Source organism: Bacillus sp. JZ109 (genome assembly GCF_053903135.1).
Map to the genome: position 1 here is coordinate 2,331,851 of NZ_CP096388.1, position 18,927 is coordinate 2,350,777.

General features: G+C 37.3%; 17 protein-coding genes. All 17 read right to left on the reverse strand.

Going from position 1 to position 18,927, the window contains the following annotated elements:
* Positions 1-10: 10 nt before the first annotated feature.
* The 17 genes from M1D94_RS12310 to M1D94_RS12390 all read right to left on the reverse strand — a co-directional run bounded on the left by M1D94_RS12310 (position 11) and on the right by M1D94_RS12390 (position 18,871).
* Positions 11-1,240, reverse strand: a complete 1,230-nt coding sequence (locus tag M1D94_RS12310; RefSeq protein WP_003245717.1) for a M16 family metallopeptidase — start codon at positions 1,238-1,240, stop codon at positions 11-13.
* 39 nt (positions 1,241-1,279) lie between these two features.
* Positions 1,280-2,239, reverse strand: a complete 960-nt coding sequence (locus tag M1D94_RS12315) for a polysaccharide deacetylase family protein (RefSeq protein ID WP_014479804.1) — start codon at positions 2,237-2,239, stop codon at positions 1,280-1,282.
* A gap of 116 nt (positions 2,240-2,355) precedes the next feature.
* Positions 2,356-4,473 carry a polyribonucleotide nucleotidyltransferase gene (gene pnp / locus M1D94_RS12320; protein WP_003231897.1) on the reverse strand — a complete coding sequence of 706 codons (2,118 nt, stop codon included), beginning with the start codon at positions 4,471-4,473 and terminating at the stop codon, positions 2,356-2,358.
* A gap of 172 nt (positions 4,474-4,645) precedes the next feature.
* Entirely contained in the window at positions 4,646-4,915 is a 270-nt protein-coding gene (gene rpsO / locus M1D94_RS12325) for a 30S ribosomal protein S15 (RefSeq protein ID WP_003220957.1), read from the reverse strand.
* A 156-nt stretch (positions 4,916-5,071) separates the two neighbouring features.
* On the reverse strand, positions 5,072-6,022 hold the full coding sequence (gene ribF, locus M1D94_RS12330) for a bifunctional riboflavin kinase/FAD synthetase (RefSeq protein ID WP_015252082.1): 951 nt from the start codon (positions 6,020-6,022) through the stop codon (positions 5,072-5,074).
* Positions 6,023-6,040: 18 nt separating this feature from the next.
* On the reverse strand, positions 6,041-6,970 hold the full coding sequence (truB, locus tag M1D94_RS12335) for a tRNA pseudouridine(55) synthase TruB (RefSeq protein WP_169037512.1): 930 nt from the start codon (positions 6,968-6,970) through the stop codon (positions 6,041-6,043).
* Between the two features lie 81 nt (positions 6,971-7,051).
* Complete coding sequence (rbfA, locus tag M1D94_RS12340; protein ID WP_009967251.1) at positions 7,052-7,405, reverse strand: 30S ribosome-binding factor RbfA; 354 nt, start codon at positions 7,403-7,405, stop codon at positions 7,052-7,054.
* A gap of 16 nt (positions 7,406-7,421) precedes the next feature.
* Positions 7,422-7,700: a DUF503 domain-containing protein gene (locus tag M1D94_RS12345; RefSeq protein WP_003231905.1), complete on the reverse strand. Its 279-nt coding sequence runs from the start codon at positions 7,698-7,700 to the stop codon at positions 7,422-7,424.
* Positions 7,697-9,847 carry a translation initiation factor IF-2 gene (gene infB / locus M1D94_RS12350; protein ID WP_014479801.1) on the reverse strand — a complete coding sequence of 717 codons (2,151 nt, stop codon included), beginning with the start codon at positions 9,845-9,847 and terminating at the stop codon, positions 7,697-7,699. The genes M1D94_RS12345 and infB overlap by 4 nt, the downstream gene beginning before the upstream one ends.
* A 19-nt stretch (positions 9,848-9,866) precedes the next feature.
* Positions 9,867-10,169: a YlxQ family RNA-binding protein gene (locus M1D94_RS12355; protein ID WP_003220946.1), complete on the reverse strand. Its 303-nt coding sequence runs from the start codon at positions 10,167-10,169 to the stop codon at positions 9,867-9,869.
* A gap of 1 nt (position 10,170) precedes the next feature.
* Complete coding sequence (gene rulR / locus M1D94_RS12360) at positions 10,171-10,446, reverse strand: glucose-induced regulator RulR (protein ID WP_009967250.1); 276 nt, start codon at positions 10,444-10,446, stop codon at positions 10,171-10,173.
* Positions 10,447-10,459: 13 nt separating this feature from the next.
* On the reverse strand, positions 10,460-11,575 hold the full coding sequence (gene nusA, locus M1D94_RS12365) for a transcription termination factor NusA (protein WP_003231912.1): 1,116 nt from the start codon (positions 11,573-11,575) through the stop codon (positions 10,460-10,462).
* A 34-nt stretch (positions 11,576-11,609) separates the two neighbouring features.
* Positions 11,610-12,080 carry a ribosome maturation factor RimP gene (gene rimP, locus M1D94_RS12370; protein ID WP_003231915.1) on the reverse strand — a complete coding sequence of 157 codons (471 nt, stop codon included), beginning with the start codon at positions 12,078-12,080 and terminating at the stop codon, positions 11,610-11,612.
* A gap of 234 nt (positions 12,081-12,314) precedes the next feature.
* On the reverse strand, positions 12,315-13,544 hold the full coding sequence (locus tag M1D94_RS12375) for a lanthionine synthetase C family protein (protein ID WP_041850824.1): 1,230 nt from the start codon (positions 13,542-13,544) through the stop codon (positions 12,315-12,317).
* An 81-nt stretch (positions 13,545-13,625) separates the two neighbouring features.
* Positions 13,626-15,437 carry an ABC transporter ATP-binding protein gene (locus tag M1D94_RS12380; RefSeq protein ID WP_041850825.1) on the reverse strand — a complete coding sequence of 604 codons (1,812 nt, stop codon included), beginning with the start codon at positions 15,435-15,437 and terminating at the stop codon, positions 13,626-13,628.
* On the reverse strand, positions 15,434-18,610 hold the full coding sequence (locus tag M1D94_RS12385; protein ID WP_041850826.1) for a lantibiotic dehydratase: 3,177 nt from the start codon (positions 18,608-18,610) through the stop codon (positions 15,434-15,436). Before M1D94_RS12385 ends, M1D94_RS12380 begins: the two co-directional genes overlap by 4 nt.
* A gap of 81 nt (positions 18,611-18,691) precedes the next feature.
* Positions 18,692-18,871, reverse strand: coding sequence for a hypothetical protein (locus M1D94_RS12390; protein ID WP_041850827.1), 180 nt, complete (start codon positions 18,869-18,871; stop codon positions 18,692-18,694).
* Between the last annotated feature and the right edge of the window lie 56 nt (positions 18,872-18,927).

The following is an 18,927-nucleotide window of genomic DNA, read 5'->3' on the forward strand; positions in this document are numbered from 1 at the left end:
GCTTTCCTTTTTAAGACGGCATATTGCCGGAAGGGCTGATAAGTGCTAATGCATAGTCTTCGGTAAACAATTGTCTGGCAAGGCCGTTAACACGCTCTAAGTTCACGGCGTTTAATTCATTGATGATTTCATCTAATGTTTTATGTTTGCCGAGCAGCAGTTCATTTTTTCCGTTTCGGCTCATTTTGCTGTTTGTGCTTTCTAAGCTCAGCATTAAGCTTCCCTTCATTTGCTCTTTGCTGTTTTCCAGTTCTTTTGAGGTAATGCCGTCACGTTTTAATGTGGCAAGGGTTTCTTGAATTGTTTCCGACAGCTGCTGAAGCTGATTTGCACCCGTTCCACCGTAAATAGTGAGCATTCCGCTGTCCTCATATGAGCTGTGATAGCTGTAAACAGAATAAGCAAGTCCTTTATCTTCACGCACATCTTGGAACAGCCGGCTGCTCATGCTGCCTCCGAGCACATTGTTGAGGACGATTAAATCATAAATACGTTCATGGCCAACCTCTAAGCCTTTAAATCCAAGGCACAAATGAGCCTGCTCTGTTTCTTTTTTTCTCGTCAGTTTTTCCGTGTGGAACTCAGGCTTCTCAAGGCCTGTCGCTTTGCCTTTCGCCTCGTATGACCCGAACCATTTTTCTACATCTTTGATAAAACTGTCAGATATATTGCCCGCTACCGAAATCACCACTCGGTCCGGCGTATAATAATCATGCATGTATTGTCTGAGAGAGTCACCGTTAAAGGAAGCAAGCGTTTCTTCCGTGCCTAGAATTGGGTAGCCTAAAGAATGATTGCCGTAAGTGGCTTTGCTCAATAAATCATGTACAATGTCGTCCGGCGCATCTTCATACATTTTAATTTCTTCATATACTACATTTTTCTCTTTTTTCAGCTCGTTTTCATCAAACGTTGAATGAAAGAACATATCTGCTAATACGTCCAGCGCGTAATTCGCATGCTCGTCAAGCACCTTTGCATAGTAGCAGGTATATTCCTTTGAAGTAAACGCATTGACCTGGCCGCCAATACGATCAAAAGATTCTGCTATCTCGCGTGCAGATTTTGTGCTCGTCCCTTTAAAGAACATGTGCTCTAAAAAGTGAGAAATTCCGTTTATCTCCGGCGTTTCATGTCTCGAACCTGTGCCGATCCATACGCCGATCGCAACAGAACGGACTGTCGGGTTATTTTCCAGCACAATTCTTACACCATTTTGACACGTATATCGTTTAATCAAATTTGTTCCTCCTATTCAAAGACAAGCTGCCTTCATCTGTTACTTCAATAGTCTTGTTTCATCCATTAGTTCAGTGACTGTTCCAAGCGCATATCCTTTGTCTTTTATCTGTGTAATCAGCGCTTCAAGACTTTCCGCCGTAGGGTCAGTCGGATGCATTAAAATCATGGCACCATTATGTATCTTGCTTAACACTCTCGTCTGAAGTACAGACGGAGCCGGCTTTTGCCAATCGATTGTATCAACTGTCCACATGACTGTTCCCATCTGTTTCTCTGCTGCAATGTCGATAACCGCTTTTCTGAAACTTCCGCTTGGCGGAGCGAACCACTTTGGCTTAACGCCGATCGTTTGTTCTATTTGTTCATTAGTCTTGTCGAGCTGCTCGGAAATTCTTCCTGTAGTCAGTTTGCTCATATCCGGATGATTGTATGAATGATTTCCGATTTCATGTCCGTCTTTTGCAATCTTCTTAGCGAGCTTTTCATTGTTTCTCACCCAATTGCCTTCTAAAAAGAACGTAGCTTTAACCTGGTGCTTTTGCAGAATAGGGAGCATTTTTTCCAAATACTCATTTCCCCATGCCACATTGATTAAAAAAGCCACCATCGGTTTGTCAGGATTTCCTTTATAAATAGGCTCAGGCTGAAGTGACTCAAGATGAACACTTGGTTTTACTTGACTGTACACCAAATCTTTTTCCCGAAACTCACCATGCTTTTTCATTTTTTTATATGATTGTTCAATATTGACCTTTAATCCATTGTAGCCTGGAATGCTTTTCCACACTTTATCAATTCTTGCATTCTGGGGCTTAACTTCGTACTCCGGCGCTTTTTGAAGCAATTCTTCATATAATTGGTCTTTTGACGCCGTGACAGTCACCGTATCTTTTTTCATTGCCCCTATATAATCAAGTGCATGCGGATTTTCCATCATCTCAAATGAGACAAAAAAAAGAAATAAAAAAACGGCAAACGGTACAAATTTTTTGTACATGTTCTGTCCCCCCTCACCTCACATTATGAAGGAGAAGGACAAGGTAGAACCCGCCTGCTTTTGAAAAGCTTCAAAATAAAGAAGCCGGGTCTCCCAGGCTCCTTTTATGTTTTCATTTAAGATTGTTGTTCTTCTTTTTCTTTCTCTTCACGGAGCACCGCTTTGCGGGATAAATTCACTCGTCCTTGTTTATCAATTTCAGTGACTTTGACAAGAATCTCGTCTCCGATTTTTACAACATCTTCAACTTTCCCTACGCGTTCAAGCGCAAGCTCTGAAATGTGCACCAAACCGTCTTTTCCGCTGAAAATTTCAACGAAAGCACCGAATTTTTCAATCCGTTTCACTTTACCTAGGTAAAGTTGGCCGACTTCAACCTCTCTAACAAGGTCTTCGATGATTTTTTTCGCTTTTTGGTTGCCGCTTTCATCTGTAGAGGAAATAAAGATTGTGCCGTCCTGCTCAATATCAATTTTAACACCGGTTTCTTCGATGATCTTATTGATTTGTTTTCCGCTTGGTCCGATGACATCGCGGATTTTATCAGGATTAATGGTCATTGTTAAGATCTTAGGCGCATATCGAGAAAGCTCTTTTCTTGATTCGCTTAATGTTGCAAGCATGCTGTTGAGGATTTCCATTCTGCCCTTTTTCGCCTGCTGAAGCGCTTCTTCAAGAATCTCTCTGGAAAGGCCTTCAATTTTAATGTCCATTTGTAGGGCCGTTACGCCTTTTTCGGTTCCCGCTACTTTAAAGTCCATATCTCCGAGCGCGTCTTCCATGCCTTGGATGTCAGTCAAGACAGTGTAATGTTCGCCTGATTTGACAAGACCCATCGCAATACCAGCAACTGGCGCTTTAATCGGTACACCAGCATCCATCATTGCAAGTGTGCTTGCGCAAATGCTTGCTTGAGATGTAGAACCGTTTGATTCAAGCACTTCTGAAACAAGACGGACAGTATAAGGGAAGTCTTTTTCAGACGGAATAACTGGCTCAAGCGCACGCTCACCCAGTGCTCCGTGTCCGATTTCACGACGTCCCGGTCCGCGCATCGGTCCTGTTTCCCCAACGCTGAATTGCGGGAAATTGTAATGATGCATAAACCGTTTTGACTCTTCGACACCTAAGCCGTCAAGGATTTGCACATCTCCCAGAGCACCTAGCGTACATACGCTGAGGGCCTGAGTTTGTCCTCTTGTAAATAGACCTGAACCGTGCGTTCTTGGCAAAAGGCCAACCTCTGAAGAGAGCGGGCGGATTTGATCGACACCGCGGCCGTCCGGTCTTACTTTCTCTTCAGTAATCAGGCGGCGAACTTCATTTTTCACCAGCTTGGATAAAATCTGCTTCACTTGCTTGATTGTGTCTTCATCATGTTCTTCATCCTCGAATTTTGCCACAACTGCGTTCTTCACTTCGTTAATGGCATCTTCACGGGCATGCTTTTCATGAACTTGGATGGCTTTCAGCAGATCCTCTTCTGCCAAAGCTTTTACTTTTTCATTAAGCTCTTCATCAATTTCAAAGAGCTTAATTTCAGATTTCTCTTTGCCGACTGCTGCAACAATTTCTTCTTGGAATGCAATCAGGCGTTTAATCTCTTCATGGCCGAACATAATGGCCTCAAGCATGATTTCCTCAGGAACTTCGTCCGCTCCCGCTTCTACCATGTTAATCGCATCTTTCGTGCCGGCAACGACAAGATTGATGTCGCTTTTTTCAAGCTGATCGACTGTCGGGTTAATGATAAATTGATCATCAATGCGTCCGACAGTAACCCCTGCAATCGGTCCTTCAAACGGAATATCCGATACAGAAAGTGCAAGAGATGAACCGAACATGGCAGCCATTTCTGAAGAGCAGTTTTGGTCAACACTCATGACAATGCTGATGACTTGAACTTCATTACGGAATCCATCGGCAAACAAAGGACGGATCGGACGGTCAATTAAACGGCTGGCAAGAACCGCTTTTTCACTTGGACGTCCTTCTCTTTTAATAAATCCGCCCGGAATTTTCCCTACCGCATATAATCTTTCTTCATAGTTTACAGTAAGAGGGAAGAAATCAAGCGGTTTAGGTTCTTTTGAAGCGGTTGCTGTACTAAGTACTGCTGTATCACCGTAGCGGATCATCACAGCACCATTTGCCTGTTTGGCAAGCTGGCCGGTTTCAACAGTAAGCGTTCTTCCGGCCCAATCTATGGTAAAGACATGTTTTTCTTGTCCCATACAATTACGAACTCCTCTCTTCGTTGTGTGAAATAATCAATTACTCCTATTATGAACGAAATGAATTGAACATATCAATGTCAAAGTAGTATGTAAAAGGATTTCAATGATTTGTTATAAGAAATTTCGCTTTAATACGATAAAAAAGCGGGAATCCTCCCGCTTTTTACGATTATCGACGTAAGCCTAGTTTGTTAATTAACTCACGGTAACGAGTTACGTCTTTATTACGCAGATACGTAAGAAGATTACGACGCTTACCTACCATTTTAAGAAGACCGCGACGTGAGTGGTGGTCTTTCTTGTGAGTACGTAAATGCTCGTTCAAGTTGTTAATTGAGTCAGTTAGGATAGCGATCTGAACTTCTGGAGATCCAGTATCAGATTCGTGTGTTTTGAACTCATTGATGAGTTGGTTTTTACGCTCTTGAGTAATTGCCATCCTGTTTCACCTCCAAATCATATTTAGCCCCAGTTACCTAGCAACCGTCGGTGACTTCGGATTGCCAAGCAATGGTTTTAAGACTACGAAAACTATCATACTAAAAATCGTGCCTATATGCAAATATTTTAGAATAAAATTTGCGTGCGTTGCAAGTTATTTCCGTAAATTGCTGAAATAACGGATGGCTTCCTGCTTATCTTTCTCAATTTGCTCTGTTAATTCTTTGATGCCATTGAATTTCCGCTCGCTCCGAATCCGTTTGTACCATTCGATTTTTATAGCGGCTCCATATACCTCTTGATCGAAATCAAACAGATTGACCTCGATGGAAGGCTGCTCAGGGCGCTTTTCATAAAACGTTGGCTTATAGCCAATATTGCAAACGCCATTGTAAACTTCGCCGTTCACTTCCGCTTTTACGGCATATACACCTGTGGGCGGGACGATATAGCTGTTATTTAAACCGACATTCGCTGTCGGAAACCCGATGGTCCGCCCTCTTTTATCACCATGAATGACAATTCCTTTAATAAAATAAGGTTGTCCAAGCAAGACATTCGCCAATTCAACATCTCCGTTTTGAAGCGCGGTACGGATATACGAAGAACTGATTTTTTTATCCTGCTCCGTTAATTTTTCTACCATTGTGCACCCAGCTTTTCCGTCTAAATCATCCGGCATGGTCTTCATTGTTCCCTTGCCGTATTTGCCGTACGTAAAGTCAAAGCCTGCCACTGCGTGCTGCACATTAAGGCCGATAATATACTGGTCTATAAACTGCTTAGGAGAAAGAGAAGCAAACACTTCATTAAATTTAACGACATACAGAACTTCTGTACCTAATTGTTCAATTTGATTTATTTTGTCTTCAAGAGGCGTAATCAGATCCTTAGGTTCCTTATCTCTGCCCAACACGTGAGAAGGATGGGGATGAAAGGTCATCACAGCCAATGTCAGACCTTTTTCTTCGGCTATTTGCTTCGCTGTGCCGATTACCTTTTGATGCCCGAGATGAACGCCGTCAAAATATCCTAACGCCATCACTGATTTTGCCTGCTCCTCTTTTATTAAATGATGAGGATGTGTAATATGTATCGTCTTCACAGAACGGTCACCTTTTTTCTATTGTTCGCTTTTTTGCATCAATACTTTTGCCGGCTTTAACAGCCCTTTTTTTGCAGGATGAGGGAAATAGATCGCCAAACAGGTTCCGGATTCAGTAAAGACGGCGATACGGTCTTCACTTGTCATTTCAGAAAACTGCTCGGGCGTCTCAAGCAAAGCCCCATTTTCTACTTTCTTAGCTAATGTATCACTTATGATCCATTTCGGCAAATGATTGAGCGCACGTTCAATAGGAACTGTATGCTCTTCCACGGTTCCGGATTGGGCCTGTGCTTCGAGCTCATCAAAAGTAAAGCATTCGTCGAGAGAAAAATCTCCGGATGCCGTACGGATTAAATGAGACATATGAGCCGGATATCCGAGCTTTTCTCCGATCATGACCGCCAGCGTCCTTACATAGGTCCCTTTGGAGCAAGTCACTGTAAACCGGAAGCTTGCGGTTTCTCCATGATGTTTAATCTCTGTCGTCAGGGCAATGTCTTCAATGGTTATCATACGTTTCGGACGTTCTACTTCAATCCCTGCTCTTGCGTATTCGTATAATTTTTTGCCGTTTACTTTTACAGCGGAATACATGGGCGGAATTTGTTCTTGTTTCCCCTTTAAACTGTTTAAAACCTTTTCTACATCCGCTTTATCAATGTCGTGATTGACAGGCTTTGTTTCCACCGTTTCTCCGGTTTGATCCTCTGTTGTGGTTGAAAAGCCAAGCGTTATTTCTGCATCATACGTTTTAGATTTTCCAGTTAAGTATTCGACTATTTTTGTCGCTCTTCCTACACAAATCGGAAGCACGCCTGACACTTCCGGATCGAGCGTTCCTGTATGTCCTACTTTTTTTGTTTTTAACAGCTTTCGGATCTTCATGACACAGTCGTGCGATGTCATGCCAACAGGTTTATGTAAAAGGAGAACTCCGTTAACCATTTGCTTTTCACTCCTTCTTTTGAGCTTTTTTCTTTTAAACGAAGAAAGAGGACAGACGATATACGCCTATCCTCTCATTTTTTATTCAGATGGTTTCTCTGAATGTAATTCGTGAATCAGTGTTTCGATCCGATTCCCGTAATCGATTGATTCATCGAACTCAAATTCAATTTCAGGCGTTTTTCGAAGTCTGATGCGGCTGCCGATTTCGGATCGGATAAATCCTTTCGCTTTTGCCAGCCCTTTCAGCGCTTCTTCCCGTTTTTTCTCGTCACCGAGAACCGAGATATACACCTTTGCAATTTGCAAATCACCTGATACACGTACATCCGTTACTGTCAGAAAACCAATTCTCGGGTCTTTCAGCTTGCGGCTGATAATATCACCGAGTTCTTTTTTCATTTGCTCGCCGACACGGTTTGCTCTCATACTCAATTCAATCACCTCTAAGTTAAAACCACTCTGTCCTAGTGATCGTCCGTTCAATTTCAGGAAAAGAATCGATAAACGCTAGGACGCGTTGCAGTTCTTTTTCTGTTTGAACGCGAGAGGAAGAAACAGCGGCGATTCCGAAGCTGGTTCTTTGCCAGGTGTCCTGATAGCCAATCTCCGAAATCGAAACATTGAACTTGTTTTGAACCCTGGTTAAAACCCGCTTCAGAACGGCGCGCTTTTCTTTTAGCGATCCTGCATCATAAATGATGCATTCACACTCCGCAAATCCGATCACGTTCTTTCAATTTCTTGCATGACAAACGCTTCAAGGATGTCACCTTCACGAATGTCATTGTATTTCTTAATTGTAATACCACATTCATAGCCTTGTGAAACTTCTTTCACATCGTCTTTAAAGCGTTTCAGAACATCTACTTCGCCTTCAAAGATGACGACGCCGTCACGAATTAAACGGAGGCCGCTGTCGCGCGTAATGGTTCCTTCAGTAACATATCCGCCGGCAATTGTACCGATTTTAGATACTTTGAATGTTTGGCGTACTTCTACTTGACCAATTACTTTTTCTTCATATTCAGGATCAAGCATACCTTTCATGGCAGCTTCAATCTCGTCGATTACTTTGTAAATGATACGGTGAAGTCGAATATCTACATTTTCAGCTTCAGCCGTACTCTTAGCATTTCCGTCCGGTCTCACATTAAACCCGATAACAATTGCATTGGAAGCAGATGCCAAGATAATGTCTGATTCAGTAATCGCACCAACGCCTGTATGGATGATTTTCACTTTAACGCCTTCTACTTCAATTTTTTGAAGTGCAGCCGTTAAAGCTTCAGCAGATCCTTGAACGTCAGCTTTTACGATGAGGTTGATGTCTTTTACATCACCTTGCTTAATTTGCTCGAATAAGTCATCAAGACTGAGCTTCGCTTTATCGCTGCGCTGCTCTTCAAGCTGTTTCGAAGCACGGGCTTCACCGACAGAACGAGCTGTTTTTTCATCCTTAAAGACAAGGAATTGGTCTCCCGCTTGAGGGACATCATTCAAACCGGTAATTTCAACCGGAGTTGACGGGCCGGCAGTTTTCACACGGCGGCCAATGTCGTTAACCATTGCACGGACACGGCCAAATGTATTGCCGACTACGATCGGATCACCGACATGCAGTGTTCCAGTCTGTACGAGCAATGTCGCGACTGACCCTCTGCCTTTATCGAGTTCAGCTTCAATAACCGTTCCTTTTGCCTGACGGTTCGGATTCGCTTTCAGTTCCTCTACCTCACTGACAAGCAAAATCATTTCAACGAGCTCATCAATGCCTTTTCCAGTTAAAGCGGAAAGCGGCACAAAAATGGTTTCTCCGCCCCAAGCTTCAGGGACAAGTCCGTATTCCGTCAGTTCTTGCATCACACGGTCAGGGTTTGCGGATTCTTTATCTATTTTATTCACAGCAACGATGATTGGAACCTCTGCTGCTTTTGCATGGTTAATCGCTTCAACTGTTTGCGGCATGACACCGTCATCGGCAGCTACGACAAGAATCGTAATATCAGTTACTTCTGCACCGCGTGCACGCATTGTTGTAAATGCGGCGTGGCCCGGTGTATCCAAAAACGTGATTTTCTTGCCGTTCTCTTCAATTTGATAAGCGCCGATATGCTGAGTGATTCCGCCTGCTTCTCCTTCAACAACCTTTGTTTTACGGATGCTGTCAAGAAGCGTTGTTTTCCCATGGTCAACGTGGCCCATGATTGTCACGACAGGAGGACGAATTTCAAGATCCTCTTCATTATCAGGCTCTTCGTATTTTTCCAGCTCTGTTTCTTCAAGCACAATGACCTCTTCTGTTTCAACACCATATTCTGATGCAATGAGTTCGATTGTGTCTTTATCAAGCTCTTGGTTAATAGTTGCCATTACGCCAAGAAGCATCAGCTTTTTAATGATTTCTGAAGGCTCTTTGCCAAGCTCTTCAGCAAGTGCGCCAACTGTTAAAGTGCCAGAGAATGTAATTTTCTCAGGAAGCTCTTTTTTCGGCTTTACAGGCTTTTGCTGATGTTGGTTTTTATTATTGTTGTTGTTGCGTTTATTTTTTTTGTTGTTGTTATTCTTCTTGTTTTTGTTAAATTGATTATTCTGCACGTCATTCTTCTTTCCGTCTCGAATTTTATTTGGTTGATTTCCAGCTGATTGCTGATTAACCCCTTGTGGCTGTTTGTTTTTGTTCGTTTCTGCTGGCTTTTGAGATTTAGCAGCTGCGCCGCCTTTTTTATATTTGGCATCTAGCTTTTTAATGGCCTTTTCTTCAAGCATGGCCATGTGATTATTCACTTCTAAATCCATGTTCTTCAGTGCGGTCAAAATTTCCTTACTTGAAACATTTAACGCTTTTGCATATTCGTATACTCTCATTTTAGCCATTCGTTCACCCCCAAAAATATTAATCGAGCAAGCTGATCAGCTTATTCGCAAAACCTTGGTCAGTGACGGCGACAACGACACGGGCTTCTTTACCGATAGAGCGTCCAAGAACCGCGCGACTCTCGACTTTTTTATAAGGGACTTTATAATAATTGCACTTGTCAGTTACTTTTTTTGCTGTGTTAGATGATGCATCCTCTGTAAGCAGGACAAGCTTTGCACGCGCATTCCTGATTTCTTTTATTACCAAGTCTTCGCCTGACACGACCTTACGAGCTCGATTGGCCAGACCCAGCAAGGGAAACCATTCCATTCCAGACATTTTATTTTTTCACCTTTTCCGCCAGTTCCAGCAATTCATCGAAAATCTGGTCATCGATTTGTGATTGAAATTGATTTTGCAAAGTGTTTTTCTTTTTTGCTGCTAAGATGCACTCTTTATCCAGCGTTAAATAAGCACCCCGCCCATTCTTTTTTCCGGTCGGGTCTACTGAGATTTCGCCTTCTTTTGACCGTACAACTCGGATCAGTTCCTTTTTAGGCTTCATTTCACCAGTCACTACACATTTGCGTAATGGGATCTTTTTGTGTTTATTCACCTAAAGTCACCTCTTATTCATCCGATTCAGCAGTTTCAGGCTCCGTAAAGAGCGGCTCATCATCTTCTTCAAGTTCTCTCGGATAGATTCCAAGTTCTCTTGCGTCCGTTTCGCTCTTAATATCAATCTTCCAGCCTGTCAGTTTAGCAGCTAAGCGTGCGTTTTGTCCTCTTTTGCCAATTGCCAGAGACAGCTGGTAATCAGGAACAATAACAGTTGTCGCTTTTTCTTCTTCATTAACGATGACATCAAGCACTTTGGAAGGGCTGAGCGCATTCGCGACAAATTCTACAGGATCACTGGACCAGTTGACAATGTCAATTTTTTCACCTTTTAATTCATTGACGATTGCTTGCACACGCTGGCCTTTAGGCCCTACGCATGAACCGACAGGATCCACGTCAGGATCATCTGTGCGAACAGAAATTTTCGAACGGTCGCCGGCTTCTCTGGCAACAGATTTTAGCTCGACAGTTCCATCATAAATTTCAGGCACTTCAATTTCAAACAAACGCTTTAACAGGCCTGGATGTGTTCTTGACACATAAATCTGCGGGCCCTTCGTTGTTTTTTCTACTTTTGTGATATATACCTTAATGCGGTCATGGGGCTTGTAGCTTTCATTCGGCATTTGCTCATTAACCGGCAGCAAGGCTTCTATTTTGCCTAAAGACACGTAGATAAATTTATTATCCAGACGCTGGACGATCCCTGTCATGATGTCTTCTTCACGGTCGATAAATTCAGAATAGATCACGCCGCGCTCAGCTTCGCGCACACGCTGTGTGACGACCTGCTTCGCTGTTTGAGCAGCTATGCGCCCGAAATCCTTAGGTGTAACTTCGATTTCGACGACATCGCCGACCATATATTCCGGATGGATGCCCTGTGCCTCTTCAATTGAGATCTCTAATCTCTGGTCGTATACTTCGTCAACGACATCTTTTCTTGCAAATACACGGATGGAGCCAGTTTCACGGTTTAGATCCACCCGTACATTTTGCGCTTGATTAAAATTCCGCTTATAAGCAGAAATTAACGCAGCTTCGATTGCTTCGATGATAATTTCTTTACTGATGCCTTTTTCTTTTTCAAGAATCGTGAGAGCATCTAATAATTCACTGCTCATTTAACGGTCTCCCCCCTTAAAACATTTGTATTCATTAGAATGTAACAGCTAATCTTGCATTAGCTATCTTTTCATACGGAATATTGATCCGTTTCTTTCTTGTTTTGATCGTGATCTCAACTGTCACTGTTTGTCCATCAAATTCAGCCAGTTCACCTTCAAACACTTTTACGCCGTCAATAGGCTCATACGTCTTAATGTATACGTTTTTTCCTAGTGATTTTTCGAAATCGGCTTTTTTCTTTAGCGGACGCTCAGCTCCTGGAGATGAGACTTCAAGAAAGTAATTTTGGCTGATTGGGTCTGCCTCATCAAGCTTTTCGCTTAAAGCTTCGCTTACTTTGGCACATTCCTCAATATCCACACCGTCATCGGAATCAATAAACACGCGAAGGAACCAGCTTTGGCCCTCTTTGACAAATTCAATGTCAACGAGTTCCAGCTGAAGGCTGTCTACGATTGGCTGAGCCATTTCTTGAACGGTGTCAGTCACTTTTTTGCTCATGTTCTTCCTCCTTGTGCTGTCGATCTCATATTCGTCTCGTCACTCTGCATAAAAACCCTGCTTCAAAAGAGCAGGGGCTAAAAAGTAAACGATGAACATGTCGAGACAAAATTCTCCTGTTCAATACAAAAGAGCGGGTTTCCCCACTCTTTGCCTCGGTAATCGTTAGCATTTCCAATAAAACTATACCATAACCATATTTTTATTGCAAAATCTTTTCGTTAAAAATAACCTTTAATTAAGCAGTAAAATTGATTCCCAACGTGTATACGTCATTTGGTTTCTAAATGCAAGTAAAGTCAGTAATACTCCTGTTACTCCATTCAAAATACCTAACTCGTCACTAACAATCTCCTTATTCAAATTATCCCTTTCGATATTTTGAAATCCAAGAACATTATTATCATTATAATAACCAAGAAGTTTTTTCACTAAATATATTTGATAAGATTTAAATTTAGGATCCCTGATTGATTCATTAAATAAGAATGTAATCGTCAATAATCCACTTAATCCATGACAAAATGTAGGAGAATAGTTTTTTTGCTGTTCAAAATTCCTTTTTATAACATCTTTAAATACTGTAACCGCACAGTTACTATATTTCGCGTCACCTGTTGCTTCCTTTGCTAATAGCAATGCCCTGCATGTTCCTGGAGAACCATAACACCATGCGTCTCGTGTAGTTATATCAACTGTTTGATCTTTATTTTTTTCATTAAGAATGATACCGTTGGGAAATAAATAACCATTAGCGCTCTTAGTTTTTGTTTTTATAAGGAAATTAGAAATTTTCTTTATCGCATCTAATTGGCCCTCAACAATTATATTATTAATGTAACTAAGAGAAAGTAAGCTAAGCGGTCCACTTACCCCATGTGCCAACCCACAGTCTAATACATATTTTTCATCTGCTAATGAATTTACATTTTTATTAGCCATACGAGTAATTAATACTAATATTTTTTCTAATAAATCTCTTGACTCTCTCTGATCCCTGAAGAACAATAAGTATCTTCCTATTCCAGCAAAACCATAAATTGTTTCATACAAGAATAAATCATTTTTTTGTAGGCTCGACAAGTCTTTAAATTCTTCAATATGTTTTTTAATTATATCGAAGTAGTATAAATTAAAATCAGTTAGAAAATTACGGTATCTATTTCCATTTTTCGACAAAGCTAATATACAAAAACCTATCCCTCCCATGCCTCCTAGACATGACGGTGAATAATCTTCCATTCCTTCTAATTTTTTTTTTATATGAATTAGATATTCATGTCCTATCCTATCCCAACCTCTATTTGGAAAAGTATAATCTAATTCAGCAAACAAAATACATACTGATGAAATTCCACTTGCAACTGATATATCATCTAATCTTTGCAAATTTAAGACTAGTTGTAAATCAGAAATTTGTTTACTGGTCTTAATTATTATTTTATCGATATAATTGTTAAGCATGATAATACAGCTCCTAGATAACTATAATATGTCTCAATTATCAGATCCATCGACTTATTACTTTTAAATATTCTACTCAGATCATAGGCCTGAATAAAATACTTTTTTTTGTTGATTATACAGATCATAATACATACCTTTATTCTGCAACAATTCTTTATGAGTGCCACACTCTATTATTTCTCCATTATTCATTACTAAAATACGAGATGCCAGTTGCACTGTGTTAAATCTATGAGTAATAAATAATCCAATTTTATTTTTTAAAAACTCATTATATTTTATAAATAATTCTTGTTCAGAGTAAATGTCTAAGGCAGAGCTTGGTTCATCCATCATATACAAACTTGCCTTCTTAAAGATCGCACGCGATATAGCCATTTTTTGCCACTCTCCACCGGAAAGTTGATGTCCTTTATTAAACATCTTCCCCAACTGACTGTCAAATCTGTCTGGATACTTATTTATAATCTTATTTGCACCAGAAATGTAAGCTGCATATTCCAAAAAATCTTGATTCTTCATTTCATTATAATTACCAAACCCTATATTTTCCCTTATTGAAAATTCATATTTAATAAAATCCTGAAAAATAATGCTTGTCTGAGCCCTAATACTCTCAATTGAGTATTTTTCAATAGGTATAGAGTTAATTAATATTTCTCCTTCAAAACCATCATACAAGCGACATATAAGTTTGATTAAGGTAGACTTACCTGAGCCATTACCACCAACAATTGCAATTGTTTCTCCTTTTTTTAATTCAAAACTAATTTTTTTAAGGGCATAATTATTTTTATTTGGATATTTAAATGAAACATTATTAAAAGTAATTTTATTTATTTCGGTAAGTTGGATTTTTTCCTCCAATTTAGTATCATTATTCAATTTTCTATTTTTCACAAATTCAAAGAAATCATTTACATACAAATTGTTTTCATAAACAGAGAATACTCCCTGCATTAACGTTTTCAAAGCTGTCTGAGAAGATATAACCCCCTGTATTAAGGCCATCATTGTTCCAATCATAATTTCTTTGGAGAATACTTTTAATATTATATATAACATTATTCCACCAACAATTAATTGGTTTACAGTTTCAAAAATTGTCGAAACCTTCATTTTTCTTTGTGCCATTTCTTTATCTGTTTTTAAAAAAACCTTGTTAATTTTTTCGTATCTACTAATTAATAAATCGCTTAAATTAAAAAGCTTTATTTCCTTAATATTAAAATCACGTGTCATCAAAAAAATATAATAGTATATTTTTCTTCTTAATGGAGTTCTTTCCCATTCTATTTCGTATTCCTTTTTCCCTAATTTCACAAAAAAAATTGAAGATATGATTGGCGTTAAAAACAAGAGTATTACAACCCACCATTTCCAAATAATTATAATTATTGAAGTTGAAATTATAGTTATAATATTAGTTAATATATTAAGAATCTCAGTGAAAATTTGGAATGGTCTGTAACTAGATTCTGAAGTTACTCTTTGTATCTGATCATAAATATGAGGGTTTTCGAAATCAGGTAATTCTAAAATCTTAGTTTTCTTTAAAATTTCCAAGTTAATAAAATAGGCTAACTTATTTGCAAAGATCTCCTCTTTATATTGTTTATATTGATTAACGATAACCTGCACTAAATAAACCACTATTAATAATATGAAAATAAGTAATACTTTATTTATTTGTGTTTCTCTTTGTAAATTATTTAAAAGCGATTGATTTAGAAGTAATAAAGAAGGTGGAATAAATCCACTTATAACAGCAATTATAATGATTTGAAAGAAACTTATTTTATCTACCTTAAGAAAAATCTTATATAATTTTGGCCAATTATTAAAAGAACTAATTACTTCTTTATAAGTAACATTATAAAATTTACTCATAGTATTCCCTTTTGGTATTTAAGATTTTTAAGTGTATATTTTACAAGCAGCATAATATTTTTCTCTTTTTCCCTATCCACTCCTAATAATCTATTTAAATGCATATGAATTATACTCAACCAAATATCTTTAGTAGGACTATATAAATAATTGCTTTTAACAGAAAATTCTTCGCTGGCATGATTAATTATTTTTTTTCTTTTTTCGAAAATACTAATTAATTTATTTCCATCTTCGCTTTTTCTTAGGTTACTCCAATTTAGATTTGAGTTACATAGGAAAACTAAATAGTCTTTCTTTAATCTAAATTCCTTAGGAAATTTATTATTCTCTAAAATTCTTTCAAAAAGATTAAGTTGTTGATTATAATCAAAACCTATTTCTTCTAAGTAGAAAATGACACTAAGAACTGCAATTGTCTCTTTATCAAATAACTCATTAGTAGTATACGATAAAAAATTGAATAGCTCAGAGACACAGATGCTATCATAATAAAATAAAGTCTCACAAATATCTATAAAATCAGGTCCTCCATATCGTTCAATTTCTCTTTCATAGCAAGATAATTCGATTTTATTAATTAAACCTCCTTCAATTAGATTTGATGTCCAGTCTTTCATTTTTATTAATACAGTCGACAAAAGAATGTTGGGGTCTCCCTGTATTCGTAATCTTATATGCGGTTTATCATCTAAATAACGCACATAAAAATATTTATTAATTAATTGATTATTATTAATTAATTGATTTAAAAAAGACGGAATATGGTCAGCAATTATTTCTTCATCTCTAAATGAATTAAAGTACAATTTGAAATACAACCAATCACTGCCTATTTGTTTTTTTGTAAGAATACTATTAGTATAAATAATGGGTTTATTCTTTTTAGTTTTGCCTATACTATTATTATTTTTATTTTGTATGAGAGGAAAAATAAACTCTATGTTATATTTATTTTTATTCCTATCTTGTGCCCATGACTTTGACAAATTAATTTCACTTTCGATTAATCTAATAATCTTCATTTTTTGGATTTTTTTATACAGTATTTTCAAGTGAAGATGAACGTCTAGATTTAAAAATAATTTTTCATCACCTTCAACTAAATATACACTTTTAGGAATACTCCATTTTTTTGCCCATCTTTTAAAAATTTTTAACCATTCATCATAATTAGGTTTTTCCGTAATATGATCACTTAAATTAAAATTCCACATTGCAGGGGATAATATTGTTTTTTTGAATTTAACTCTTGGTAAAAATTCACTTTCTATTAGTCTTCCCCAATTAAATCCTGTAAGATATTGATCATTAAATAATGAAGCTTCTTGTATAAATCTAAATACATTTGGAGTTATATCCATATTAACTAGACTATTTACGCTAATATTAATTCTCTTATTTAAGTTTTTGGATTTAAAATAAAATAAATCCTCTTCTACGCCGACAACTATATCCTCAATTGGAATAGTTTCATTTTCCTCAGAACAAAAGTTGTTAAGGTTAATTTCATAGTCGGAAAAATTATCTACCATCATAATATTGGCTATTTTACCATTATTAGGGGTGTAACTCATTTCGGCATTAATATAATGCTCACAAATTGTTTGTTGGTCATAGAATTGTTTTACATTAGTTTTATCTTTTAAAAGATCAGTAAATCTACCCGCGGCTTTTCCTGCAAAGTTAGAAACTGGGTTTTCAGAGTTAAGGAATATTGTATACTTTCCTTTATTAAAGGAATCAATATTATCAGCTACAATATTTCCGAATATTTCAAACGATTTAACGAAATTATTTTGGCCACTTATATTTTTTTCTTTATTTAAATGTTTTAGTTCTTCCAATGTAATTTCAATTTCTTGCTCATTTTCTTTTATAGAATTAAGTAACTTTCTTAACAAATAGTTTTCCAACTTTTGATTACTCTTATAGATAAACTCTCTAGTACTCGTAGGATTTTTATAACTTGCTGGAGATCCTAATCCGATATCATTATTTAATAATTCTAATAATTCAACCTCGCGATGCTCTCCATACTTATCTATAAATTCATTTAGATAGTTTTTTAGATGTCGAGGTTTATTATTTGTTATAGAAAAGTACTCTAAACACTCTGTCAGTTCTATTAAATCTTTTTTTACATTATTACTTAATTTAATCTCACTTTTATTATTTAAACTCAAATTAACTTGTAAGTAAATATCGCTAACAACAAGATTGCTCATTAGTTTTTCGATCTCGTTGACTTCATTTAAGCCTTCTCCAATTGGCAAGGTTTCATAATAATTTATTTTAGCTTGTATTGATAATAACTCCTGAAGGATATATTGTAAATCTTGTTTTTCAATACTTTTAATTTTATTGATCACATAATTAAACGGCGATTTCTCCAACAGAGATGGTCTTAAGTCTGTAATTAAGTAATCTTGATCTACTAAATTGTGTATTAAAGATAATATTTTCTCGCTAGTTACTGAGGAATACTCTTTTTTTAAATACCTTAATATATTTTTTATTTTAAGAGGTTCTTGTGTTAACTTCTCTATAATTTCAATAGGAGGACTAACAATGATTGAGCTTATGTCATTTGTTATGTTATTTTGACGTGCAGAATCAATTTTTGAATTATAGGAAAGAAAATAACGGTTCCCTACTTTCTCAACTAAGTTGTTGAATTTTACATTAAGCTCTAAAAAAATCGAATTTTCTTTTTCTAATTTTTTTATCAACTTATATAACCAATTCATATCTGGGTTGCACTTCTTAATATTATGTACAAGAGGATCTATATTAATTGAGGTTTCATTCTCGAATCTTCCAACAGTAACACTGGAGAAAAGCCCAAAAGGAGTTGTTCTAGAGGTCATCCGCAATAAATAATTATTTAATGATATTGCTATTTGCTCTTTCCTTTTTTTGTCCGTTATATTTTTCCAATATTTTAAATTCTCATATAATGAAGGACTGGCAATATAAATAGCTTCCATAAAAATTGGATTATTAATTAAATCTTTCACCCAGTTAGAGTAACTTTCTTTTCCATTTATCATTTTATGTAAATAATTTTCAAGAAAGGTTAGAGATAAAGTAGGGGTTCTAATAAAGAAACTATCTAAAGAGAACCATTTCTGCTCTATATTCTTTAAACTATCTTTCTTTAGTGATTTCATATAAACAACACTCTCTTTATAACAAATTTAATTAAACAACTTACCAAAGAGGTGAAGATAATACTATCTTCACCCAAAATATTAAGCATCACAATACCCATAGTTTTTAGTAATAACGATACCATCACACATTGCCCGAGAACAGAGAGCTTTTGAAGCGACACCACCACTGCAACCAAAGGTAAGTCGAATACTATTAGGTTCTACATTCGATTTGCTCGTTTGAATTTTCAAATCTAAATCAAAAATATCCTTTTCCAAACCAATCACCTCCCTTTTAATAGAAATGTAACATATATTTTGTTTATATGTCAATA